Origin of the sequence: Ahrensia marina, from assembly GCF_001293565.1 — a bacterium.
Lineage (GTDB): Bacteria > Pseudomonadota > Alphaproteobacteria > Rhizobiales > Rhizobiaceae > Ahrensia > Ahrensia marina.
Genome location: NZ_JXMU01000028.1, coordinates 30,822 through 52,339, shown reverse-complemented (window position 1 = coordinate 52,339; position 21,518 = coordinate 30,822). Strand labels below are relative to the sequence as shown.

Annotated in this window: 26 protein-coding genes; 10 read left to right on the top strand and 16 right to left on the bottom strand. The window is 50.2% G+C overall.

The genetic code is table 11. From position 1 onward, the window contains the following. Positions 1–96: 96 nt before the first annotated feature. The 4 genes from SU32_RS15410 to SU32_RS15395 form a co-directional block, all read right to left on the bottom strand. Positions 97–705 (bottom strand): DedA family protein, encoded by a 609-nt coding sequence (locus tag SU32_RS15410; RefSeq protein ID WP_054000268.1) that lies wholly within the window; start codon positions 703–705, stop codon positions 97–99. Further along, positions 702–1,070, bottom strand: a complete 369-nt coding sequence (locus SU32_RS15405) for a hypothetical protein (RefSeq protein WP_054000267.1) — start codon at positions 1,068–1,070, stop codon at positions 702–704. The genes SU32_RS15410 and SU32_RS15405 overlap by 4 nt, the downstream gene beginning before the upstream one ends. Before the next feature lies 1 nt (position 1,071). After that, entirely contained in the window at positions 1,072–2,289 is a 1,218-nt protein-coding gene (locus SU32_RS15400) for an NADP-dependent isocitrate dehydrogenase (protein ID WP_054000266.1), read from the bottom strand. A gap of 137 nt (positions 2,290–2,426) precedes the next feature. Further along, on the bottom strand, positions 2,427–2,768 hold the full coding sequence (locus SU32_RS15395) for an antibiotic biosynthesis monooxygenase family protein (protein ID WP_201454977.1): 342 nt from the start codon (positions 2,766–2,768) through the stop codon (positions 2,427–2,429). A gap of 94 nt (positions 2,769–2,862) precedes the next feature. Between SU32_RS15395 and SU32_RS15390 the strand changes: the two genes are divergently transcribed. The 6 genes from SU32_RS15390 to SU32_RS15365 all read left to right on the top strand — a co-directional run bounded on the left by SU32_RS15390 (position 2,863) and on the right by SU32_RS15365 (position 9,484). Then, positions 2,863–3,699 (top strand): RNA methyltransferase, encoded by an 837-nt coding sequence (locus tag SU32_RS15390; protein WP_054000264.1) that lies wholly within the window; start codon positions 2,863–2,865, stop codon positions 3,697–3,699. Beyond that, positions 3,692–4,501, top strand: a complete 810-nt coding sequence (gene murI, locus SU32_RS15385; RefSeq protein ID WP_054000263.1) for a glutamate racemase — start codon at positions 3,692–3,694, stop codon at positions 4,499–4,501. Before SU32_RS15390 ends, murI begins: the two co-directional genes overlap by 8 nt. A gap of 45 nt (positions 4,502–4,546) precedes the next feature. Then, the gene (locus SU32_RS15380) at positions 4,547–5,182 is read left to right on the top strand and encodes a MarC family protein (RefSeq protein WP_245625556.1); all 636 of its coding nucleotides are present in this window, start codon (positions 4,547–4,549) and stop codon (positions 5,180–5,182) included. A gap of 147 nt (positions 5,183–5,329) precedes the next feature. After that, complete coding sequence (locus tag SU32_RS15375; RefSeq protein WP_054000262.1) at positions 5,330–7,114, top strand: SLC13 family permease; 1,785 nt, start codon at positions 5,330–5,332, stop codon at positions 7,112–7,114. Positions 7,115–7,359: 245 nt separating this feature from the next. Beyond that, positions 7,360–7,977, top strand: a complete 618-nt coding sequence (gene rpsD / locus SU32_RS15370; RefSeq protein WP_054000261.1) for a 30S ribosomal protein S4 — start codon at positions 7,360–7,362, stop codon at positions 7,975–7,977. 7 nt (positions 7,978–7,984) lie between these two features. Continuing rightward, positions 7,985–9,484, top strand: a complete 1,500-nt coding sequence (locus tag SU32_RS15365; RefSeq protein WP_144421169.1) for a glycosyltransferase family 39 protein — start codon at positions 7,985–7,987, stop codon at positions 9,482–9,484. An 11-nt stretch (positions 9,485–9,495) separates the two neighbouring features. Here SU32_RS15365 and SU32_RS15360 read toward each other — a convergent pair whose 3' ends face one another. Continuing rightward, a complete protein-coding gene (locus SU32_RS15360; protein ID WP_054000259.1) occupies positions 9,496–9,963 on the bottom strand; it encodes a DUF1203 domain-containing protein in 468 nt (155 codons plus the stop codon). 72 nt (positions 9,964–10,035) lie between these two features. Between SU32_RS15360 and ttcA the strand changes: the two genes are divergently transcribed. Continuing rightward, positions 10,036–10,881 carry a tRNA 2-thiocytidine(32) synthetase TtcA gene (ttcA, locus tag SU32_RS15355; protein WP_054000258.1) on the top strand — a complete coding sequence of 282 codons (846 nt, stop codon included), beginning with the start codon at positions 10,036–10,038 and terminating at the stop codon, positions 10,879–10,881. 15 nt (positions 10,882–10,896) lie between these two features. Here ttcA and SU32_RS15350 read toward each other — a convergent pair whose 3' ends face one another. The 7 genes from SU32_RS15350 to SU32_RS15320 form a co-directional block, all read right to left on the bottom strand. Continuing rightward, on the bottom strand, positions 10,897–12,168 hold the full coding sequence (locus SU32_RS15350) for a multidrug effflux MFS transporter (RefSeq protein ID WP_201454976.1): 1,272 nt from the start codon (positions 12,166–12,168) through the stop codon (positions 10,897–10,899). 11 nt (positions 12,169–12,179) lie between these two features. Next, entirely contained in the window at positions 12,180–12,878 is a 699-nt protein-coding gene (locus SU32_RS15345) for a DUF2461 domain-containing protein (protein WP_054000257.1), read from the bottom strand. After that, a complete protein-coding gene (locus tag SU32_RS15340; protein WP_054000256.1) occupies positions 12,875–13,363 on the bottom strand; it encodes a YtoQ family protein in 489 nt (162 codons plus the stop codon). Before SU32_RS15340 ends, SU32_RS15345 begins: the two co-directional genes overlap by 4 nt. Before the next feature lie 131 nt (positions 13,364–13,494). Further along, positions 13,495–13,827 carry a Grx4 family monothiol glutaredoxin gene (gene grxD, locus SU32_RS15335; RefSeq protein WP_054000255.1) on the bottom strand — a complete coding sequence of 111 codons (333 nt, stop codon included), beginning with the start codon at positions 13,825–13,827 and terminating at the stop codon, positions 13,495–13,497. Positions 13,828–13,962: 135 nt separating this feature from the next. Next, the gene (locus tag SU32_RS15330) at positions 13,963–14,196 is read right to left on the bottom strand and encodes a BolA family protein (protein ID WP_018687743.1); all 234 of its coding nucleotides are present in this window, start codon (positions 14,194–14,196) and stop codon (positions 13,963–13,965) included. An 11-nt stretch (positions 14,197–14,207) separates the two neighbouring features. Further along, a complete protein-coding gene (gene purL / locus SU32_RS15325; protein ID WP_054000254.1) occupies positions 14,208–16,445 on the bottom strand; it encodes a phosphoribosylformylglycinamidine synthase subunit PurL in 2,238 nt (745 codons plus the stop codon). A 100-nt stretch (positions 16,446–16,545) separates the two neighbouring features. Next, positions 16,546–17,955 (bottom strand): aminotransferase-like domain-containing protein, encoded by a 1,410-nt coding sequence (locus SU32_RS15320; protein ID WP_054000253.1) that lies wholly within the window; start codon positions 17,953–17,955, stop codon positions 16,546–16,548. A 91-nt stretch (positions 17,956–18,046) separates the two neighbouring features. Here SU32_RS15320 and SU32_RS15315 point away from each other — a divergent pair, with 91 nt between their 5' ends. Next, positions 18,047–18,310, top strand: a complete 264-nt coding sequence (locus SU32_RS15315) for a DUF1127 domain-containing protein (protein WP_054000252.1) — start codon at positions 18,047–18,049, stop codon at positions 18,308–18,310. Positions 18,311–18,370: 60 nt separating this feature from the next. Here SU32_RS15315 and SU32_RS15310 read toward each other — a convergent pair whose 3' ends face one another. Beyond that, positions 18,371–18,739 (bottom strand): hypothetical protein, encoded by a 369-nt coding sequence (locus tag SU32_RS15310; RefSeq protein WP_054000251.1) that lies wholly within the window; start codon positions 18,737–18,739, stop codon positions 18,371–18,373. Positions 18,740–18,920: 181 nt separating this feature from the next. On the opposite strand from SU32_RS15310, the gene SU32_RS15305 reads away from it, so the two are divergent. Next, positions 18,921–19,259 carry a hypothetical protein gene (locus tag SU32_RS15305; protein ID WP_054000250.1) on the top strand — a complete coding sequence of 113 codons (339 nt, stop codon included), beginning with the start codon at positions 18,921–18,923 and terminating at the stop codon, positions 19,257–19,259. Between the two features lie 10 nt (positions 19,260–19,269). On the opposite strand, the gene purQ is transcribed toward SU32_RS15305, so the two are convergent. From purQ to purC, 3 genes are read right to left on the bottom strand one after another with little or no spacing between them, the layout of a single operon-like run. Continuing rightward, complete coding sequence (gene purQ, locus SU32_RS15300; RefSeq protein ID WP_054000249.1) at positions 19,270–19,941, bottom strand: phosphoribosylformylglycinamidine synthase subunit PurQ; 672 nt, start codon at positions 19,939–19,941, stop codon at positions 19,270–19,272. Continuing rightward, complete coding sequence (gene purS / locus SU32_RS15295; protein WP_054000248.1) at positions 19,941–20,183, bottom strand: phosphoribosylformylglycinamidine synthase subunit PurS; 243 nt, start codon at positions 20,181–20,183, stop codon at positions 19,941–19,943. Before purS ends, purQ begins: the two co-directional genes overlap by 1 nt. A gap of 8 nt (positions 20,184–20,191) precedes the next feature. Then, complete coding sequence (gene purC / locus SU32_RS15290) at positions 20,192–20,956, bottom strand: phosphoribosylaminoimidazolesuccinocarboxamide synthase (RefSeq protein WP_054000270.1); 765 nt, start codon at positions 20,954–20,956, stop codon at positions 20,192–20,194. Positions 20,957–21,187: 231 nt separating this feature from the next. On the opposite strand from purC, the gene SU32_RS15285 reads away from it, so the two are divergent. Further along, the gene (locus SU32_RS15285; protein WP_054000247.1) at positions 21,188–21,505 is read left to right on the top strand and encodes a DUF1476 domain-containing protein; all 318 of its coding nucleotides are present in this window, start codon (positions 21,188–21,190) and stop codon (positions 21,503–21,505) included. Positions 21,506–21,518: the final 13 nt, after the last annotated feature.

Sequence of the window (21,518 nt, the reverse complement as noted above, 5' to 3'; positions counted from 1 at the left end):
TCTACCCCTTTGATTTGCCGCATGTCCGGGCAGAAAACCGGTCCCACTTTTCCTGACATGCTTTAAGGTCAGAGCAATTCTATCTGCGGGATTGATTTAAGGTCGCTTGCCAGCTTTGGATTTGGCAAGCGATTTTTTAACCCGTGACCAAAAGAACAGCGTGGCGATAAGCCCGCCAATGAAGAACACGATATTGGCAACGAGGCTGTCAATTGATGTGATTGACGCGCTGAACCCGTAACCGATGGACAGAAAACCGGCAATCCAGATGATTTCGCCGCAAATGCTCATCACGGTGAATTTGAGCCATGGCAGGCCGGTAATGCCGACGAGATAATTAAGATAGGGGCTGACGGGGCTCACGAGCCAGCGGCTGAAAAAGATGCCGATGGCGCCCCATCTTTGTGAGTACATCTCTGCCCGTTTGAACATTTTTCCCCAGCGGCTGTCAGCCAGATAGGATGCAAAGGCAGGCCCGCCCGCACGCCCGACCGCATAGCCGAACTGATCGCCTAAAGCAGCGCCGCAAATACAGGCCAGAAATACGTTAATCGGCGCAACGGTTTTATCAACCAGAATTGCGCCTACCGTTAGAAGTACAATCGTTGTCGGAACAGGAATAATGCCTGTCTGCCCAGCAAAAAGAGCAACAAATAGTGCCTGTACGCCATAAAGGGCAAACCATGTCAGCACAGTATCTATCATGATGGCGGTTCGCCATATTCTTCTTCAATCACCGATTGAATCTGCATGATGATAACCGATACCGGCTTATCCTGTTCTTTCGCGATACGGGCAATTGAAACGCCATTCAGCGCATTGTCAGAAATCTGCAAAGCGTCGTTGAGTTCGTGAGCGTCAACTTTCCAAACACGCGCAATGTGATTGATAGACATCCATGAGGCGATAGGTCTTTGGCGGTGATCCGTCCAATAGGTGAAGTGGACAAGAGCTTTCAGGCCGAAAATAAATGTCAGCGCGGCAGCCGCAAGAAAAGCGGATGCCAAAAGGGGCCTGCGGCGCAATAACACCGCAAGCCCCCTTAAAATGGTTCGCTGACCATGGGCCATATTAGCTGGCAGCCATTGCCTTTTGCAGGTTCTCGTCGATTTTATCGAGGAAGCCTGTTGTTGAAAGCCAAGGCTGGTCCGGGCCGATCAGAAGCGCAAGGTCTTTGGTCATAAAGCCGCTTTCAACTGTATCAACGCAAACCTTCTCCAGTGTGAGTGAGAAGTTAAGCAGATCATCATTGTTGTCGAGCTTGGCACGGTGCGCGAGACCGCGTGTCCATGCAAAGATCGAAGCGATTGAGTTTGTTGATGTTTCTTCGCCTTTTTGATGCTGGCGGTAGTGACGTGTCACTGTACCATGTGCCGCTTCTGCTTCCACAGTCTGGCCATCCGGAGTCATCAAAACAGACGTCATCAGACCAAGCGAGCCGAAGCCCTGGGCAACAGTATCGGACTGAACGTCGCCATCATAGTTTTTACAAGCCCAAACATAGCCGCCTGACCATTTAAGGTTGGAGGCAACCATATCGTCGATGAGGCGGTGCTCATACCAGATTTTGGCTTCTTCGAATTTCTCTTTAAATTCAGACTGATAAATTTCTTCAAAAATCTGCATGAAGCGGCCGTCATAGACCTTCATGATGGTGTTTTTGGTAGAAAGATAAACAGGCACTTTGCGCTGCAAACCGTAATTGAGTGATGCGCGGGCAAAATCGACGATTGAAGCGTCGAGGTTATACATGCCCATGGCAATACCGGCTGCCGGTGCATCGAAGATTTCGTGTTCGATTTCCTGACCGTCCTCACCGACAAATTTCATTGTCAGTTTGCCTTTGCCGGGGAAACGGAAGTCTGTTGCGCGGTACTGGTCACCAAAAGCGTGACGGCCAACGATAACAGGCTTGGTCCAGCCTGGAACAAGGCGCGGAACGTTTTTACAGATGATCGGCTCACGGAAGATAACACCGCCAAGAATGTTGCGGATCGTACCGTTTGGCGAGCGCCACATTTTTTTCAGTTTGAATTCTTCAACACGGCCTTCATCAGGCGTGATCGTCGCACATTTAACGCCGACGCCATATTCTTTGATCGCATTGGCGGCATCAATGGTGATTTGGTCATCAGTCGCATCGCGCGATTCTACGCCCAGATCGTAATATTTCAGATCAATATCAAGGTAAGGGTGAATGAGTTTATCTTTGATAAACTGCCAGATAATGCGTGTCATTTCATCGCCGTCGAGCTCTACAACGGGATTGGCGACTTTGATTTTAGCCATGTATGCCTCAGTTTTTGGTGTGGTGAATATGCGTTATCACGCATATCCTTCGGATTATGAGAGCGGCTATAGCAAAGCCGGTCACGCTGCGCAAATTTTTGCGCAAGCGTCTTTCGTTTAACACATCGTTTTTAAGTCTATTGGCGAAATTTTGCGCGACTATCAGGCAAAAACGTTTCAAGCGCACCGTCACCATAGGTCTTTTCAATGCGCGAAATCACCACATGGAAGCCGTCATACCATTTTTGATATTGCCGTTTGGCCTCTAGATGGGTGGAATTGTTGGCAAATGCTTTGAGTGCGGCATCATCACGCCAATAATATGTCGAGTTGCGCTTTTTGCCGTCCGGTTCGACCCAGCGCTCGACACCCAGATAACCGTCCGTTGCCTTTGCCGCTTTTTCGATCTGGCTATCGAGCCGGAAAAATTCTTCATCCAGCGTACCATCGACAAATATAAAAGCGGCAGAAAGCATCATCTTATCCCGTTTATTGATTTGGGGATGACTTTGGTTGTTGCGCGAAATATGACAAGACCAATATTTGTAACCCTGACAAGAATAAGCGACGCCAATGGCAGGCACTGACAACAAACAAGAACTTTTGGCCGAAGGGCCGTCCATCATTCTGGTTGAACCGCAACTGGGCGAAAACATCGGCATGGCCGCGCGGGCAATGGCCAATTTCGGTCTTATTGATTTGCGTATCGTCAATCCGCGCGATGGCTGGCCGAGCGAGAAAGCCAATAGTGCCGCAAGTGGCGCGGTCTATGTTCTGGAGCAGGCGACAATCTATCCGACCTTGCGCGAAGCGATGGAAGGCTTGAGCTATGTCGTGGCAACGACTGCGCGTATGCGTGACGGTTTCAAACAGGTTCTAGGGCCTGAAGAAGCAAGCCGGAACCTGCGCGCGCGTTTTGCAAAAGATCAAAAAGTCGGGATTTTGTTCGGTCGTGAACGTATCGGCCTGCGCAATGAAGAAGTCAGCCTTGCCGATGATATTGTCACATTCCCGGTAAATCCGGCCTATGCCTCGCTGAACATCGCGCAGGCTGTTTTGCTGATGTCATACGAATTTCTCAAAACGAAAAATGTCGAAGCTGACAATTTACCGTTTGCAGGCACAAATTTCGAGGAAGCGCCTAAAGAGCAATTGTTCGGCTTGTTCAACCAGTTGGAAGATGCGCTGGACGCACGCGGCTATTTCAGGACAGCGGAAAAAAAGCCGGTTCTGACTGAAAATCTGCGCGCTGTTCTCACCCGCGCAGGATTCTCTCAAGATGAAATTCAGGTGCTGCGCGGCGTTGTCTCATCGCTTGACCGCTTTAGCAGAAATATGCCGCGCGGGGCGGGCAGTCCTGATGATGATGCCCACCGCAAAGCCCAAAAAGAGGCTGCTAAAAATGGCTGAAAAACGCAATGCTTCGATACTGGTTTTTGACAGCGGTATTGGCGGTCTTTCGGTATTAAAAGAGATGCGGATTATTCTGCCGTCGATGCGCTATATTTATGTCGCCGATGATGCCGCGTTTCCTTATGGTGCATGGGAAGAAGAAGAGCTTCTGCTACGGATGACAAAATTGTTCGGCACGCTTATCGAGCAGCATGATCCCGGCATGATTGTGATCGGCTGCAACACAGCTTCAACCTTGGCGATCAATCATCTGCGCGAAATCTATCCTGATCAGATTTTCGTCGGCACGGTTCCTGCGATTAAGCCGGCGGCTGAACGCACGCATTCAGGGCTGGTATCGGTTCTGGCAACGCCTGGAACAGTTAAAAGGCAATATACCCGCGATCTGATCAAGCAATATGCCAGCAAATGTCATGTGCGGCTGGTGGGCAGCGAACATCTTGCAGGGTTGGCTGAAACATATATGCGCACCGGTTATGTCGACGAAGCGGCGGTGAAGGCGGAAGCAGCCCCTTGTTTTGTCGAACAGGACGGAAAACGCACCGACATCGTGGTCCTAGCATGCACACATTATCCGTTTCTGGTCAACCGCTTACGCAAGACAGCGCCCTGGCCGGTGGACTGGATTGATACAAGTGAGGCGATTGCACGCCGTGCCGTTTCGCTGGCTGAAAATCTGGATTTCAAGGAGCGAGAAACCGGCGCGCCGGACATTGCCTTGTTTACATCCAACAATACACCGCAGGAAATTCAGCGATTGATTGTTGGATTCGGGTTGATTGGAACACGCTATCCATAGAAGATAGAAGCCTAATCCTGATTTGGCACCTTAACAGAAAAGCGTATGATGATTGACTGGTCTTCTATAGTGAAAGACTTCATCACTATCTTTGTGGTGATTGATCCCATCGGGTCATTGCCGGTATTTTTATATGCGACAACGGGCGTGCCTGCCCATCTGCACAAGCGCTTTGCCATTCGTGCCGTTGTGATTGCGGCAATCGTGTTGATGGCCTTTCTGATTGGCGGGCAGTTCTTGCTTGAAGCATTGGGCCTAAGGTTAGGAGCGTTCCAGATTGCCGGTGGCCTTATTTTGCTTCTCTTTGCATTGCAGATGATCTTTGGTGACTCTAAACCATCATCAGAAATTAAAGCGGCGGAGAAAGACCATCTTTCCGGCGCGGTTTTTCCCCTTGCCATGCCATCTATCGCTTCGCCCGGCGCTATGCTCGGCGTTGTCATCCTGACAGATAATTACCGTTATTCGATACCCGAACAGGCAGTCACAGCCACAATATTGATGATCGTTCTTGGCTTGACACTATTATTGCTGCTGCTGGCAAGCCGGATTCATAAAATAATCGGTGCCACCGGTGCGAGCGTTGTTAGCCGCGTGATGGGCATTGTTTTGGCAACGATTGCAATAGATTCTATGTTAGCCGGATTGGAAGTCGTTGGAGCGATCAATCTTAGTAATTAAATCAAATACAGCAAAGAAAATTGGAATATTTTACCTGTTCTTGAAGCCATATCACTGGCTGAATGAACGGGAACAATATTGTTGTGCGATCGTTAACAGAGATGCCTACCGCCGGAGCAATCTGGCTGACAATCTCGCAGGGGTAATATGACGGCTGAACTATCACCTTATGCGGCCTATATCGCACTTGTAATCCTTGGGTTGCTTTTTGCAGCATTCGTTTGGGAAAAATACCCGCCGGAAGTGACTGCGGCGGGCGCTGCGGCACTCTTCATCGTTTTTGGGCTTGTGCCTGCAGACGAAGTTATGAATGCCTTTTCCAATTCAGCCCCGATTACCATTGCAGCCATGTTTGTTGTATCCGGTGCGCTGGTTAGAACAGGCGTTTTGGACGCAATCGCCAATTTTATTATTGAACATGCCGTTGTGCGGCCTGCTTTTGCACTTCTTGCCTTCTTTCTGGCAACAGTTGCGGCTTCTGCGTTCATGAACAATACACCGGTTGTTCTGGTATTAATTCCTGTCGTTGTCCGCCTTGCGGTGAGCCTTAAGCTGGCACCGACAAGGCTTCTGATCCCGCTTTCATATACAGCTATTTTGGGCGGTACTTGTACATTGCTTGGCACATCAACAAACATTCTGGTTGATGGTGTGGCGCGGCAAAGTGGTATCGAACCTTTCACAATCTTTGAAATTGCACCGGTCGGTATCACTGTTGCGCTGTTTGGTGGTGGTGCCATGGTGATTTTAAGCCATTTTCTTTTGCCTAACCGTGAACATGACGGTGGCTCAGAAGACGATAAAGAGACCCCATTTTTGTCTGAAATCACAGTTCTGACGGGCTACACAGGTATTGGGAAAGCCATCAAGGACATTGCAGATTTTCAACGCGCTGGAGTGCGTACAACAGGGGTCCGGCGCGGCGGAAAGATAAGCAGAACGGACATAAATGACTGCGTTGTCCAAAAAGGCGATGTGCTCATTGTCATAGCAACGACCTCTGAATTGCTGACTTTGGCCGAAGAGAGCGGATTGCGTGTTGGCTTGCGCAGCTTTACAGACCCCGAAAATGATTCAGACATGCGCATTGCTGAAGCAATTGTCACATCGCATCACTCGCATACGGGTGTTCGCATTTCCGATCTTGCTTTGGGCAGGCGCGCCGGAGTGCGTGTGCTGGGTGCATACCGGCCGAAACATATTGCAGGCTCCGATCTTGCCAGTGTTCGGTTGCGCCCGTCTGACAAACTGCTTCTACAGGGAAACTCCGCCGGCTTTCAAACGCTGGCAGCATCAGGTGATGTTGTCTCAATCACAGAGCCGAGCGCCCGTGCATTTCGGCGACGTCAGGCTCCTGTGGCCATTCTGGCATTAATTGCGATTGTTGCCTTTGCCGCACTGGGTATTTTGCCAATCGGCCTTCTGGCAATGATTGGTGTTGTCGGCATTTTGCTCCTGCGTTGCATTGACAGTGATGAAGCCTGGAGTTCGATTGACGGCTCCATACTCATTCTCATCTTTTCGATGCTCATTGTCGGGGCAGGGCTTGAATCAACCGGCGCTGTTGAACTGGTTGTATCCAAAATAACGCCTTATTTGATGGATTTGCCGCTTCTGGTGACACTTATAGCTGTGTATATGATAGCATCTTTTCTGACAGAACTTGTCACCAATAACGCCGTTGCTGTTATTTTAACGCCCATCGTCATTTCCCTGACCTCGCAGCTTGGTGTTGATCCAAGGCCGTTTCTTGTTGCTGTCATGATTGCTGCCAGCGCCAGCTTTGCAACGCCGATCGGCTATCAAACCAATACGCTCGTCTATGGCGCAGGCAATTATAAGTTTACGGATTTTCTCAAAGTGGGTATTCCGATGAATATTATCGTCGGGGTCATAGCGATTACGGCGATCAATATATTCTTTCCGCTTTGATCATGATCACTTGTGATGGGGAAACATCCGTGGCGGAATATTTGTGTGAAACGTTTGACAAACCGGCCAAATAATCATACACGCAGCCATCCCGCTTTTGCGGGGTTTTTTACGTGTCCCGTGAGCCTGTAACATACAATGCGTGCGTAACTGGTTCTGTCAGATGGCAATAGCTGTCAGAGGAGGGCGCGTTTCCTTGACCTGATACATTAAGTATCGGGCATAAACACTTGAAAGGAAATGCGATGAGCAAGCGCGAATCGACAAAATACAAATTAGATCGCCGTATGGGCGAAAACATCTGGGGCCGTCCGAAGTCTCCGGTTAACCGTCGTGAATATGGCCCGGGCCAGCACGGTCAACGCCGCAAAGGCAAATTGTCTGACTTTGGTGTTCAGCTTCGTGCTAAGCAGAAGCTTAAAGGCTATTACGGCGATATTTCTGAAAAACAATTCCGTAAAACTTTTGATGAAGCCGCACGCCGTAAAGGCGATACACCTGATCTTTTGATCGGCCTGCTGGAAAGCCGTCTGGACGCAATGGTTTACCGCTCAAAGTTCGTTCCTACGATCTTTGCCGCACGCCAGTTTGTGAACCACGGCCATGTTAAAGTGAACGGCCAGCGAGTGAACATCCCTTCATACCGCCTGAAAGAAGGCGATGTGGTTGAGATCCGCGAAAAATCAAAACAGCTTGCGCTTGTTATTGAAGCAACACAGCTTGCCGAGCGTGATGTGCCGGACTACCTCGAAGTTGATCATTCTAAAATGACATCGAAATATGTGCGCGTTCCTTCATTGAGCGACGTGCCATACCCGGTCATGATGGAACCAAACCTCGTGGTTGAATTCTACTCACGTTAATTCTAGCGTGACGACTACTTCAATGCGCGGTGATATGTATCCCATATCGCCGCGCATTTTTTATTATCTATTTGCAACATTTGCCTTTTGGACTGTGTTTCCACTGTTGTCGCAAGTCGGTTTTGACAGTTATGGCGACTTCTTTGAAAATTATGTTTGGGGCATCAGATGGCAGTGGGGTAATGACAAGCACCCACCACTGTTCGGATGGACTGTTGCTGTATGGTTTGAAGTTTTTCACCGAAACGAGCTGAATTACTGGTTGCTGGCATCGCTGAATTTAACGATAAGCCTCGCCCTGATGGTTTTGATCGCGCGTCGTTTTCTCAACGAAAAGCAGCAAGACTGCACAGTGCTTTTAGCACTTTTTATGCCTTTGCTTGGCTTTCAGGCAATCCGTTATAATGCCAATGCAGCCATGCTGCCCTATTGGGCGGCGACCATTTTGTTTTATTTGCGGCTCTACGAAAAACCCAGAATGTTAGACGCAGCATTTCTAGGGTTTGTCGCTGCCTTGGCCATGCTATCAAAATATTTTGCGGCGACATTGATTGTAAGCTTGTTTATTCATGCGATGACAGTGCCGCACATGCGATCTTTGGTGTTCGGGCGCTTCGGCATTGTTGCAACCATTGTCTTTTGCGCTGTTCTGCTGCCTCACATTGCGTGGCTGATAGATAATGATTTTCAACCATTTGTATTTGCAGCCAGCGAACAGGGTGACAGCAGCGTCGGCAATATTCTTTACAGGCAGGCGGCGTTTTTTATCGCGCAGATCGTCTACGTAATTCCGGGCTTTTTTGCTCTGGCTTTTTTCCGCTCATTTGAAGAACGGTTGCAGGTCTTTAACTTTTCTCATGTTCCGAAACTCTTAGCTGTACCCAAAATCAGGATTATCCTTTGGGCTTTCATTGTTCCAATAATTGCAGCAATGTTATTAGCGCTTGTGATTTGGACACCGCTAACCAGCAACTGGTCGTTGCCAATCCATATTGTTGCCCCGCTACTGGTTGTTCTGTTTCTGCCGGTGGAAAAGTTTGAATTAAAGCGCAGAACAACATCTGCCTTGTTTGTTCTCTTCTGCTCTGTGGCTCTGATCGCAACGCCGTTTCTTAAAAAAGCCGACCTGGCGGAGGCGAGCGGTATATCGGTCATTCCGCACGCGGCGCTGGCAGAGCGAGCTGATGATATATGGCAGACAGCGGGTAATGGGCCTTTGTTGGCTTATGGCGGCGATTTGTTTCCCGCATATGGTATGTCGTTTTATGCCGAGGGCAAAAAACAAATCATTCAAGGTCCGGATTTTTCCCGTTCGCCTTGGCTCAATCCGAATGAATTTAAGAACAATGCATTGCTTATCATTTGCGCCGAGGCAGATTGTGCGCAAGCGTGGCGGGAAAACGGTTGGCAATTGGATCGATTACCTGATTTGAAAGCCGATGCGCTGGACGGCGCTGGCGGACCTTCTCGCTACAACTATTTTCTATGGGCGGCCAGTAAAATATAGCGCTTCGCACATTATAAACGTGTGACACGGGCGGCGTAACAGCCTTGTTTTGCAAAGTGGATATGTAGATTTTCTACCTTTGGATCAGCCAGAAACGCCATGATCGTTTTCTTCACGTCGCTGCCCTCAGCGGTATCTGCAATAAGCATCATGCCCTGCGCGTCAAATGCGCGAACAGACAAAAAGCGATGGTTTAGAAATTTCGGTATTTCGTTTTCCTCAGGCTTGGCCGTGGTCACGCCCTCGCGCACATAAACGGCATGGGATGATCTGTATGGCGAATCCTTCGGCATGTGTAGGTAATTTGCCAGAATAACGGTTTCACCGACCTCGGCATCTTCAAGGCTCACGCGGCAGGGCGCGCTGGGAAAATCACGCACTTGAATGCGGCGGGCATTGTGCTGTGCTAGAGTTTCATCATCAAACGCGAGCAGATGAGCGAATTCTTGGTGGTCCAGAGCATGGAATTGAAAGTTCATTTTGATCTCCATAATGTTTGTAACCACTATGGTGCTTGCTAAAATTCCCGCCACCCGATACTTGCAATTGCTATGAACATTGCTGTCGACCACATTCAAGAACATACCGTGCAAGACCTGTTTGCCCATGCGCCAAGCACGACCGAATTTAACAAGCTGCGCAAACGCCTGACCCGTCAGGTACAAACCGCATTGAACGATTTCTCGATGGTAAAGGCCGGTGCGCGCTGGCTGGTCGGTATTTCGGGCGGTAAAGATTCCTATGCGCTGTTGTCCATTCTGCTCGATTTGCAGAAACGCGGTGATTTGCCTGTTAAAATTCTGGCTTGCAATCTGGATCAGGAGCAGCCGAATTTTCCAAAACACATTCTTCCCGAATGGCTGGAAAGACATGGCATTGAGCACCGCATTGAATACCGCGACACCTATTCGATCGTCACAGAAAAAGTGCCTGAAAACAAAACCTACTGCGCCCTGTGTTCGCGTCTGCGGCGCGGGCATTTATACCGAATTGCACGCGAAGAAGGGTGTTCGTCGCTGGTTCTTGGCCATCACCGCGAAGATATTCTGGAAACCTTTTTCATGAACATGTTTCACGGCGGGCGGCTGGAGGCGATGCCGCCAAAACTGCTCAATGATGAGGGCGATTTGACAGTGCTTCGTCCTTTAAGCTTTTCAGCCGAATCCGATATCGAAAAGTTTGCGCAGGCAATGCAGTTTCCGATTATCCCGTGTGATCTGTGCGGCAGTCAGGACGGTTTGCAGCGTGACGCCATGAAGCGTTTTCTGGCAGATCTTGAAAAACGCGCGCCGGGCCGAAAAGAGACTATTTTGCGCGCATTATCCCATGTGCAACCAGGCCATTTGCTTGACCGCACATTGTTTGATTTTGCCGCGCTCGATCACGAAGGCGGATAGAAATTCCAGGCACGTCTATGTGTCTGCGGCAGTACCGAACAGACGGCCATTTTCTGCGATAAGCACGAAGAAAACAGCCATGCCGGATACAAGCGCAAAGCCGGTCGCAAGGTCCAGAACCTGACCGGAATAAAACTGTCCGATCGTCGCGCCAACCAAAGCGCCTCCCACCGTTTGCATGAAGCCCAACACCGATGACGCTGTGCCGGCGATCGCACCGAGCGGTTCCAGCGCCAATGAATTAAGGTTCGCGCCTATCAGCCCGAAAAGCGGCATGGCAAGCGCAAGAATACCCATGAACAGCCAGAACGGTGGATTGCCATTGAGGGACACGGCGACGAGAATCAACGCGGCGGTAAAGAATGCCAGCAAGGCACTGTGCGCCAATCGGCGTTGACCCAAAGTGCCGACCAGTCGCGAATTTGTAAATGAGGAAAACGCCATCAGAACGGCAACCGAGCCAAAGGCGATCGGAAACCAAGCGCCAAGCCCGTAAACATCGCCATAGATAGGCTGGGCGACATTCAAAAAGCCGAACAGGCCGCCAAAAAAGAATGCCGTGGAAATGGCATAGAAAAAGGCGAGGCGGCTGGAAACAATCAGCCTGAAGGACGTCAAAACCGACTTCAGTGTCAATTCGCGCCTTTTATCCACGGGCAGTGTCTCAGGCATTTTAAATACAGCCCATGTTAGCACGAGGGCACAAATCGCGGCCATGAAAAGAAAGATGAGATGCCAGTCGCCAAAAATAATAATGCCTTGTCCGATCATCGGCGCGAAGATCGGCACCACCATAAATACCATCATGACAAGCGACATGGTTGAAGCCATAGCGCGTCCTGAATGGGTGTCACGTACCACCGCAACGGCAATCACGCGTGTTGAGGCAGCGCCCACACCCTGCATAAAGCGGCAGAACAATAGCAACTCAAAGCTGGGGGCAAAAACACCGGCAAAAGCAAATATGATGTAAAGCGTCATGCCGAAAAACAATGGCGCGCGACGCCCGAAACGGTCTGTGACCGGACCATAAAAAAGTTGCGCAATACCGAAACCGATCAAATAGGCAGACAGCACATATTGCACCTTATTGCCGACATCCTGACCGAATGTGTCGAGCATGGCCGGAAATGCGGGAAGGATAATGTCAATCGCCAGCGCATTGAGAGCCATAAACATGGCAATCATTGCGATGAACATCGGACGCGAGATGGTGCTTCCTTCAATAAAGCCTTGATTTTGGGAAGGCAGAGAAGGATCGGTTTTTATTTGGACAGAATCTGTCAAAAGTCACTCCGTTACTGGTCCCGAAGCGGGTCCATTGCCCGCCAGCAAAACTGCATCAGGGGCATCGTGTCTTGGGTCAATTCGACGAGAGTTTCAATCAGGGCAGGGTTTTGGATATCTTTATCCGCAACGGGGCGTGTGACCGTAAAACTCTTTTGCTTGAGTAACCGCTGCAAGTCCAAATCTTCAATATGTTTGAACGCAGGAGGCACCCGCTTTAGAGCCTTCTCATTGTCAAAACGCAAGCCTTTGCTTGCCAGTTTGCGCTCTATTTCAAGAAAATCATCGCGCCGTTCTACGATCATTTCACGCAAAGCACGAAGCTCATGGGGTTCAGGATACCAGACACCGGCCGCAAATAGGCAATTGTCGGGCTTGAAGTGCATATAGGCGCCGGAGCCGTCTTTTTTGGTGCCGTTGCGCGTTAAAACGGCTGAAGCGTGGGTGTTGTAAGGATCTTTGTTCTTTGCAAACCGCACATCGCGGTTGACTTTATAGAGCGATGTTTTGCGGGTGCCATGTAAGGGAATGCCAAGTTCCGCAAAACGTAAAGACGCCGCCTCAACCAAATCGCCCATTGGCTCCTTGATCAGTTTTTCATAAAGCGGCTTGTTTTCGTGAAACCATTCGCGGTTCTGATGAAAACCAAGTGCTGTTAAAAACTTGAGTGATTTTTCATCAAAACCGTCAAATAGTATTGGCTCGCTCACGACGCGCTTCCGTCTGTATAGCCGTCAAGCCGGCCTTCAATCACATAACGCAAAATGTCGGCAACCTGCGCGGGCGTCTTGGCGACAGCCAGCGCTGCGGCGTCAACTTCCTTAAGCGCATGGGCATGTTCATCCTGATGAATGATGATGAGTGGCTTGCCAAGTGCTGCGGCATAGCCCGCATCAAAGGCCGCGTTCCATTGCTTGTATTTTTCACCGAAGCGTACGACCACAATATCAGCATTACCGATTAGTGTGCGGGTGCGGATTGCATTGATTTGCGCACCTTTATGGTCATGCCAGAACTTGTCGGACTCAGCGCCTAAAATAGCAACGCCGCAATCATCCGACGCTTCGTGATGGGTCACAGGCGCGGAGAATGAGACAGGTAATCCGGCTTCATTCACAGAAGCTTCAATCTGTTCGCGCCAATCGGTGTGAATTTCACCTGAAAGATAAATGTTCCACTTGGTTGATTTGGTCATGGCGAACTCCTGTTTAAATCTTGACTATGGCGCACATAGCGATCTGTCTACTGACAATTTCAATAATGATAAAAGCAAAACGCGCCCCCGAAGGTGCGCGCTGCAAAGTTTTAAAGTGAATTTGGCGCGTCTTAGCTCGCCGCTTTTACTTCCACGCCGGCATCGCTCATATGTGTTTGAAGTTCACCTGCCTGGAACATCTCGCGAATAATATCGCAGCCGCCTACAAACTCGCCTTTGACGTAAAGCTGCGGAATTGTCGGCCAGTCAGAATATGTTTTAATGCCTTCGCGCAGATCGTCATCGGCAAGCACATTAATGCCTTTATAGTCGACGCCCAGATAATCGAGAATCTGAACAACCTGTCCGGAAAATCCGCATTGCGGGAAATCCGGTGTGCCTTTCATGAAAAGCACGACATTGTTGTTTTTCACTTCATTGTCGATGAAATCGTTCATGCTCATGGCATATTCCTGTTCATTAGATTGTTTAACCGCAATGTAGCGATGGCACTTGGTAAATTCCAGACTTAGCAAGCGCTTTCTTGCAAAATAGGAATCGTATGAATACCGGCAATCAAAGCGGCTTGTGGTGTTTGTTTAGTCCGGTGCTGATGTTTGCAGGGCGAGGGCGTGCAAAACACCGCCCATATTACCCTCAAGCGCCGCATACACCATCTGGTGCTGCTTTACACGGGAAAGACCGCGAAAGCTTTCCGAGACAACTTCAGCAGCATAATGGTCACCATCACCTGCCAGATCACGAATCGTAACTGTTGCGTCCGGAATGGCGTTTTTAATCATCTTCTCGATGTCATTGGCGTTCATCGGCATTGAGTGTTCTCCTACTCGGCCGCGATTGGCGCTTGTTCGGCGCTCATATATTGCGGGAACCAGTTTTCATGTGCGTTGCGCATGTCTGCTACTGATATGGTTGTCGATACGATTCCCGTCAATGTTAGCGCGTCACCGCCTACTATGCCAAGATCACGGAAGGGAATGCCCGCTGTTTCAGCATTGATCGCAAAGAAATTCGCATCAGCATCAGGGATGGTCACGACATAGCGCGCCTGATCTTCACCAAATAAAAGAGCATGGGCCAGATCTGCTTCGCCGGGATTGATCTCCATGCCTTTACCTGACGCGATACACATTTCCGCAAGCGCAATAGCCAACCCGCCATCGGACAGATCATGGCAGCTCGTAACCTGACCGTTGCGGATAGCCGAACGGACAAAATCGCCGTTGCGCTTCTCAATGGCCAGATCAACCGGCGGCGGCGGGCCGTCAGCACGTTGATGCATGATTTCAAGATAAATCGACTGGCCAAGATGCGATCCGTCACCGCCAAGCAGGAAGACATGGTCACCGTCTTTCATGGTGCCGATACGTGCCATCTGGTTCCAGTCCGGCAATATGCCCACACCGGCAATGGTTGGTGTGGGTAAAATAGCTTCGCCAAATGTTTCGTTATAAAGCGACACATTGCCAGATACGATAGGGAAGTTCAGCGCGGAACACGCAGCGCCGATACCTTCAACCGCTTTTACAAACTGGCCCATGATTTCAGGACGTTCAGGATTGCCGAAGTTGAGGTTGTCGGTGGATGCGAGCGGTTCTGCACCGGTGGCGGTGATATTGCGCCAGCATTCGGCCACAGCCTGTTTACCGCCTTCAAAAGCATCAGCTTCACAATAACGCGGTGTTACATCCGATGAAAATGCCAGCGCTTTCGTGTCGTGGCCGTCGACGCGCACAACGCCGGCATCACCGCCCGGCAATTGCAGGGAGTTGCCCTGAATGAGCGTATCATACTGCTCCCAGACCCAGCGGCGCGATGACAGATTGGCAGAACCAAGCATTGTTAAAACCGCTTGCCCGTAATCTTCCGCCTCTGGGAACTCGGACGATGCCATCGGGTTCCATACGCCCGGCTCGATCCACGGACGGTCATATTCCGGTGCTTCATCGCCAAGTTCTTTGATCGGCAGATTGGCCACTTCCTCACCCTGATGCATCACGCGGAAGCGCAGATCGTCGGTTGTCTTGCCGACGATTGCAAAATCAAGACCCCACTTGACGAAAATTGCTTTGGCTTCTTCTTCCTTGGCAGGATCAAGAACCATCAACATGCGTTCCTGACTCTCGGAAAGCATCATTTCATAGGCTGACATGTGATCTTCACGGACCGGCACATCATCAAGAATAAGCTCGACACCCAGATCGCCTTTGGCACCCATTTCAACCGCTGAACATGTAAGGCCCGCCGCGCCCATATCCTGAATGGCGATCACCGCGCCGGTTTTCATGAGTTCGAGGCAGGCTTCCAGCAGGCATTTTTCTGTAAACGGGTCACCAACCTGAACAGTCGGGCGCTTTTCTTCGATTGTCTCGTCAAATTCGGCTGACGCCATTGTCGCGCCACCCACACCGTCACGGCCGGTTTTTGCGCCAAGATAAACAATTGGCAGGCCAACACCTTTTGCTTCCGACAGGAAAATAGCGTCTGTTTTCGCAATGCCGGCTGCGAAGGCGTTAACAAGGCAATTGCCGTTATACCGCGCATTAAATTCAACTTCACCGCCGACTGTCGGCACGCCAAATGAATTGCCATAACCGCCAACGCCTGAAACGACACCGTGAACGAGATGCCTCGTCTTGCTGTGTTCCGGCTCGCCAAAACGCAAAGCGTTCATTGCTGCAATCGGCCGTGCGCCCATGGTGAAGACATCACGCAAAATGCCGCCAACGCCGGTCGCAGCACCCTGATAAGGTTCGATATAGGACGGGTGATTGTGGCTCTCCATCTTGAAGATAACGCATTCACCATCACCAATATCGACAACACCGGCATTTTCACCGGGACCATGAATGACTTGCGGGCCGGTGGTCGGCAGTGTGCGCAGCCATTTTTTCGATGATTTATAGGAGCAATGTTCATTCCACATCGCCGAAAAGATGCCAAGCTCGGTAAAGCTCGGCTCACGTCCGATCAGACTTAAAATGCGCTCATATTCATCCGGTTTTAAACCATGCGCGGCAATGAGTTCATCGGTGATCGGGGCGGTATTGTTGATTTTCATGACAATCCAGCAAATTCGGGCGTTTTTGACTGGCCATCTGATAGCGGATCATGCGGCACGTTTACAGTCTAAACTGCGCTATGCCACAGTTAAATCGCGCTTATTCAATGGTATCATAGGCAAGCGCCGGCTGCTGGAGCAATTGTTTGAGGACATTCAGCCCGTCATCAAGGCGATCAGCCTCCAGTTCTCCCGTTATGCCAATGCGCACAAAGGGCACCGCATATTCAGTTTGCCCGACTTTGAACTCGTCAGCTTCTTCAACGACAACATTTTGCGCACGTGCCGCCTTGCAAAAAGTACTCGGAAGCCACGGTTCCGGAAGGCGCAACCAGACGAACGGACAGCGCGGGTCGCTGCGAAATTCAAATCCGGCAAGCGCGGCGCGTACTTTTTCAACACGCGCCGCATTATCAAGCGCAACTTTGGCCATGATCTGATCGGCTTCACCGGACAGAATAAGGCGTGTTGATATTTCCATGATCGCGCGCGGCGCACTGCCTGTAATCAGCCGGTGGGCGTTCATCACACGGGTGGCATAGCCTGTCGGGCAAACCACAAAGCCGGAACGCAGACCCGCCGCAACCGATTTTGACAATGATGTCACGTGGAATGTGCGCTCAGGCGCCAGTTCGGAAAACAATGGCGGCGCATCATCGTCCAGAACGCCATAAGTATCGTCATCAAGAATAAGGACATTGTGGCGGCGGGCGCTCTCGACAATTTTTAGCCGGTTTTCGAGCGGGATGGTTGTCAGGGTAGGGTTGTTGAACGTGGACACAATGACTGCAATTTTTGGGTGCTGCTGCGCGCAAACATGTTCGAAAGCTTCAGGGTCAAGTCCCTGATCCGTTGTCGCAATCTTGATCGAGCGTCTGCCCATCAAAGCACTGGCCCTAACCGTTGCCGGATAGGTCAGTTCTTCAAAGGCAATCCGGTCACCGGTACCTGTCACCGTGTTGAGCACAGAAACCAAGGCGGCATGGGAGCCTTGTGTCGGCAAAATATTTGCCAAGGAGGGCGACCAGTTTTTACGCGCAACCCACCGTCTGCCGGCCTCGCGCCAACTATCAGGGATGTGGCGCAAATAATCGGAGATAGCTTTGGGATCCTCCTCGGCAATTTCAGTGAAAATTCTGGCAATCATCTTTGCCTGACCGACCTCCGGCGCGGATGTCGAGTTCATCAATGTCAGTTCCGGATGTGCTTTTGGCAGCAAGCCGTTGTAGCGGCTCAAATTGTTCGAGGTGAAATTGCGGTCTGCCGCAGGAGATTTGATATAGGTACCGCGCCCGACTTCGCCGGCCACAAGCCCGCGCTCGCGCACAACGCCATAAGCGCGGCTGACAGTGCCGACGGTCACGCCAATATCAAACGCAAGATTACGATGCGGCGGCAATTTGGACCCGGCAGGCAATGCACCCGAACTGATGTCGCGTTCTATCGCGTCAGCCAGCCTTACATAGAGCGGGCCTTTGTTGTCGGAGAGTTCAGGGAGCCAATTTGTCATGGTGCCAATTCTTTATATTGATACAATATTGGGTTCAATGTATCAAACTATTGCAACAATGTAACCCAAAAATTTAGACTGGAGCATGAAAATGGGTACAATCGATACAATGCGCTTTCAAGATCAATCAATCCGGATTGGCACTCAAAATTTTGATGCAATGGACATGGTTCCATTTCGCACTTGGGTAAAAGTGGCTGTAGCGATGTTCGTTGCCAAGCTTCAGAAACGACGTACGCGCTCTAATTTGATGAAGCTGGAGAGGCACCATCTGCGCGATATCGGTATCTCGGTACAGGATGCGGATGCCGAGATCCGCAAATCCTTCCCGATGTATGTGCGTTCGGATAGCTAACCCCGTTGAGGAAAGCCGCAATCCGGCTTTCCATTCAAGATCGCGCAAATCCTGTTCGAATTAGCACCGGTCCTTACCCGTATTCCACGCGATGATATCGCTATTGATGCGGGTGGATAAGGGCGACGCGGTCAAAGGGCCGTAAGTTTGAAGCTTAACCGGCTTTCCATTGGCTTCAATCACCATCTGGGGCAGGCCCTGCGACTTGCCTTTCTGTACGATTAAAATGCGCGGACTGCCGCTGCGCGTGTCAAGTTCGGGGACAAGGGCGAGCCCCCTAAATGCCTTGTCCCCGGATTTGATCCAGCATTTCAGTCCAAGCGAATTGACGTTTTGCAGCAGCGCTGTGGCATTTTTTGCCTCAAACTCACCGGATAATGGCCCGGCCACCGGCTCGGACGTGACACATCCTGAAAGCGCGATACCCATTACAGGCACAAGAGCGATCAGACTTTTCCAAACATGGTTTATTTCCGTTAACCATTTCGCCGTAGCATTGAAGGTTAAAGCGCACGAATCAGCCGAAGTCTGATCTGCGTTCAATGTTTGGGAGAGGGGGAATGCAACTTTTTTAACGTTGCACTCTGTTAAGCGATCGGGGGATCGAACCATGAAGAAGTTGCCTTTAATCGGGGCCGGTGTGCCTGTTATTATGAGCGTTTTAATGACTGCCAATATAGCTTATGCCGGTGAAGAGCTGCTTATCCGCACGGCCACACATTTTAATGATTGTCCGGCGGTCATTTCCACCATGTTGCAGCAGCTTGGTGCAAACAGCAATCGTGTTCGCACAAAAATTGATACCGGTGCGCATTATTACGTTACGCTTGAATCACATGCGGCAAATCTTGAGTTCCGCTGCAATGCTGTGTCAGAACTTATTGAGGTTGTTCGGGTGACGCCAGGCACATTGCAAGTCGCATCTCAAGCACAAGTCCCTGCACAATAAAGAGAATTTATCAGGCAGCGACAAGTCCTAGAGCGCTTTCAAACAAGGCGCGGCCATCATCGCCACCATGTGCCTGCTCGATCAGGTTTTCCGGATGCGGCATCATGCCGAGTACATTACCTTCAGCATTCAAAATGCCGGCAATGTCATCAATTGAACCATTCGGGTTGGTGCCGTTGGCATAACGGAAAGCGATTCGATTATCGTCCTGCAGCCTTTTAAGCGTCGCCTCATCAGCAAAATAATTGCCGTCATGATGCGCGACAGGGCAGCGAATAATCTGGCCTTGGGCGTAGCCGCCTGTAAATGCGGTTGAAGCATTGGACACTTCAAGTTCAACTTCGCGGCAGACAAATTTCAGCGATGCGTTGCGCATTAATGCGCCCGGCAAAAGCCCGCCTTCAAGCAAAATCTGGAAACCATTACACACGCCCATGACTTTAACGCCCTGTGCTGCTTTTTCCTGCAAAGCTTTCATAAACGGCATACGCGCGGCAATGGCACCGCAGCGCAAATAATCGCCATAGGAAAATCCGCCCGGTACAATAATCAGGTCAACATCGGGAATAGTTGTGTCTGTCTGCCATACGGTGACAGGCGGCTGGCCTGAAATACGCGTGATCGCCGCAATCATATCGCGGTCGCGGTTAAGGCCGGGCAGGAGGATAACGGCGGCTTTCATTAAACCAGCTCCACCGTGTAGTTTTCGATCACAGTGTTGGCCAGAAGCTTTTCGCACATAGCGTTCAAATCAGCTTCCGCTTTGGCTTTGTCATCATGTTCAACAGCAATATCAAACACTTTGCCCTGACGCACTTGATCCACACCGTCGAAAGACAGAGCAGATAATGCGCCTTCAATCGCCTTTCCTTGCGGATCCAAAACACCATTTTTCAAGGTGACGATAACGCGTGCTTTAATCATTTTGGGTCTCACTTCACCAATTTTGGGCCGCTGGGGCGCGGGGCGTCGTTTTCGTTCAGGATGCCAAGGCGCCGTGCGACTTCTGTGTAAGCTTCCACAAGACCGCCAAGGTCACGGCGGAACCGGTCCTTATCAAGCTTTTCCTGACTGTTGATATCCCAGAGGCGGCAGCTATCCGGGGAAATTTCATCCGCCAGAACAATCCGCATTGTGTCATTTTCAAACAGGCGGCCGAATTCGATTTTGAAATCCACCAGTTGAATACCGATGCCGACAAACATGCCCGACAAAAAGTCATTGATGCGAATAGCCATCGCCATCATGTCATCAATTTCCTGAGGGTTGGCCCATCCAAACGCCGTAATATGTTCTTCGGACACCATCGGATCATCAAGCTCATCATTTTTATAGTAGAATTCGATGATTGAGCGCGGCAGAGGCGTGCCTTCTTCAAGGCCAAGACGTTTTGAAATGGTACCGGCGGCAACATTGCGTACGACAACTTCAATCGGGACGATCTCGACTTCGCGGATCAATTGCTCACGCATATTCAGCCGCTTGATAAAATGCGTCGGAATGCCGAGTGCGCCAAGGCGGGTAAAAATATGTTCTGAAATGCGGTTGTTCAGAACACCTTTGCCTTCGATCACATCGTGCTTTTTGGCGTTAAACGCGGTTGCGTCATCTTTAAAGAACTGAACAAGGGTGCCTGGTTCCGGTCCTTCATAGAGAATCTTGGCTTTGCCTTCATAGATGCGGCGGCGCTGTTTCATATGCAAATGCTCGCTTGTGTGGGAGGGCCGGTTCCGGCCGCTGAAACAATATGCGCTCAAATAAACCAAATAAAGACAAGGCACAAATGCCAAGTCGCAGTTCCGGGCTGAAATGCCACGCTTTTTTTAAGAAACACACATGTTTTATAAAGTTTAGCGCAGTGATTGATTTTATCCGCGTTAAATCGCATCTAATGACAGTAGATACTTATTTCTAATTTGGAGAGAATAATGAGCCTTGAAGATCGCAAAGCCGCATTTGAGAATAAATTTGCGCATGATGCCGAGCTTCGTTTTAAAGCCGAAGCACGTCGCAACAGACTGCTTGGCGAGTGGGTTGCAGAAAAGTTGGGCAAGTCCGGTGACGAAATTGCCGCTTATGCAAGAGAAGTTGTTGCCTCCGATTTTGAAGAGGCCGGTGACGAAGATGTTTTCCGCAAAGTGCGCGGCGACTTTGATGAGGCGAATGTTCCAATCAGCGATACAGATATCAGAGCCAAAATGGTTGAACTAATGGAACTTGCTATCCAGCAGGTTGAAAAAGACTAAGCCTTAAAAGCAC

Bases quoted from the DNA above. Each gene is read 5' to 3' on its own strand.
- SU32_RS15375 (WP_054000262.1), top strand. From the start codon at position 5,330: ATGACGGCTGAACTATCACCTTATGCGGCCTATATCGCACTTGTAATC.
- SU32_RS15310 (WP_054000251.1), bottom strand. From the start codon at position 18,739: ATGGGTATCGCGCTTTCAGGATGTGTCACGTCCGAGCCGGTGGCCGGG.
- SU32_RS15330 (WP_018687743.1), bottom strand. From the start codon at position 14,196: ATGCCGATGAACGCCAATGACATCGAGAAGATGATTAAAAACGCCATT.
- SU32_RS15400 (WP_054000266.1), bottom strand. From the start codon at position 2,289: ATGGCTAAAATCAAAGTCGCCAATCCCGTTGTAGAGCTCGACGGCGAT.
- purQ (WP_054000249.1), bottom strand. From the start codon at position 19,941: ATGAAAGCCGCCGTTATCCTCCTGCCCGGCCTTAACCGCGACCGCGAT.
- purL (WP_054000254.1), bottom strand. From the start codon at position 16,445: ATGAAAATCAACAATACCGCCCCGATCACCGATGAACTCATTGCCGCG.
- SU32_RS15340 (WP_054000256.1), bottom strand. From the start codon at position 13,363: ATGACCAAATCAACCAAGTGGAACATTTATCTTTCAGGTGAAATTCAC.
- SU32_RS15315 (WP_054000252.1), top strand. From the start codon at position 18,047: ATGGGTACAATCGATACAATGCGCTTTCAAGATCAATCAATCCGGATT.
- SU32_RS15395 (WP_201454977.1), bottom strand. From the start codon at position 2,768: ATGATGCTTTCTGCCGCTTTTATATTTGTCGATGGTACGCTGGATGAA.
- murI (WP_054000263.1), top strand. From the start codon at position 3,692: ATGGCTGAAAAACGCAATGCTTCGATACTGGTTTTTGACAGCGGTATT.
- SU32_RS15360 (WP_054000259.1), bottom strand. From the start codon at position 9,963: ATGAACTTTCAATTCCATGCTCTGGACCACCAAGAATTCGCTCATCTG.
- grxD (WP_054000255.1), bottom strand. From the start codon at position 13,827: ATGAGCATGAACGATTTCATCGACAATGAAGTGAAAAACAACAATGTC.
- ttcA (WP_054000258.1), top strand. From the start codon at position 10,036: ATGAACATTGCTGTCGACCACATTCAAGAACATACCGTGCAAGACCTG.
- purS (WP_054000248.1), bottom strand. From the start codon at position 20,183: ATGATTAAAGCACGCGTTATCGTCACCTTGAAAAATGGTGTTTTGGAT.
- SU32_RS15320 (WP_054000253.1), bottom strand. From the start codon at position 17,955: ATGACAAATTGGCTCCCTGAACTCTCCGACAACAAAGGCCCGCTCTAT.
- SU32_RS15390 (WP_054000264.1), top strand. From the start codon at position 2,863: ATGGCAGGCACTGACAACAAACAAGAACTTTTGGCCGAAGGGCCGTCC.
- purC (WP_054000270.1), bottom strand. From the start codon at position 20,956: ATGAAACAGCGCCGCCGCATCTATGAAGGCAAAGCCAAGATTCTCTAT.
- SU32_RS15285 (WP_054000247.1), top strand. From the start codon at position 21,188: ATGAGCCTTGAAGATCGCAAAGCCGCATTTGAGAATAAATTTGCGCAT.
- SU32_RS15305 (WP_054000250.1), top strand. From the start codon at position 18,921: ATGAAGAAGTTGCCTTTAATCGGGGCCGGTGTGCCTGTTATTATGAGC.
- SU32_RS15380 (WP_245625556.1), top strand. From the start codon at position 4,547: ATGATGATTGACTGGTCTTCTATAGTGAAAGACTTCATCACTATCTTT.
- SU32_RS15405 (WP_054000267.1), bottom strand. From the start codon at position 1,070: ATGGCCCATGGTCAGCGAACCATTTTAAGGGGGCTTGCGGTGTTATTG.
- rpsD (WP_054000261.1), top strand. From the start codon at position 7,360: ATGAGCAAGCGCGAATCGACAAAATACAAATTAGATCGCCGTATGGGC.
- SU32_RS15410 (WP_054000268.1), bottom strand. From the start codon at position 705: ATGATAGATACTGTGCTGACATGGTTTGCCCTTTATGGCGTACAGGCA.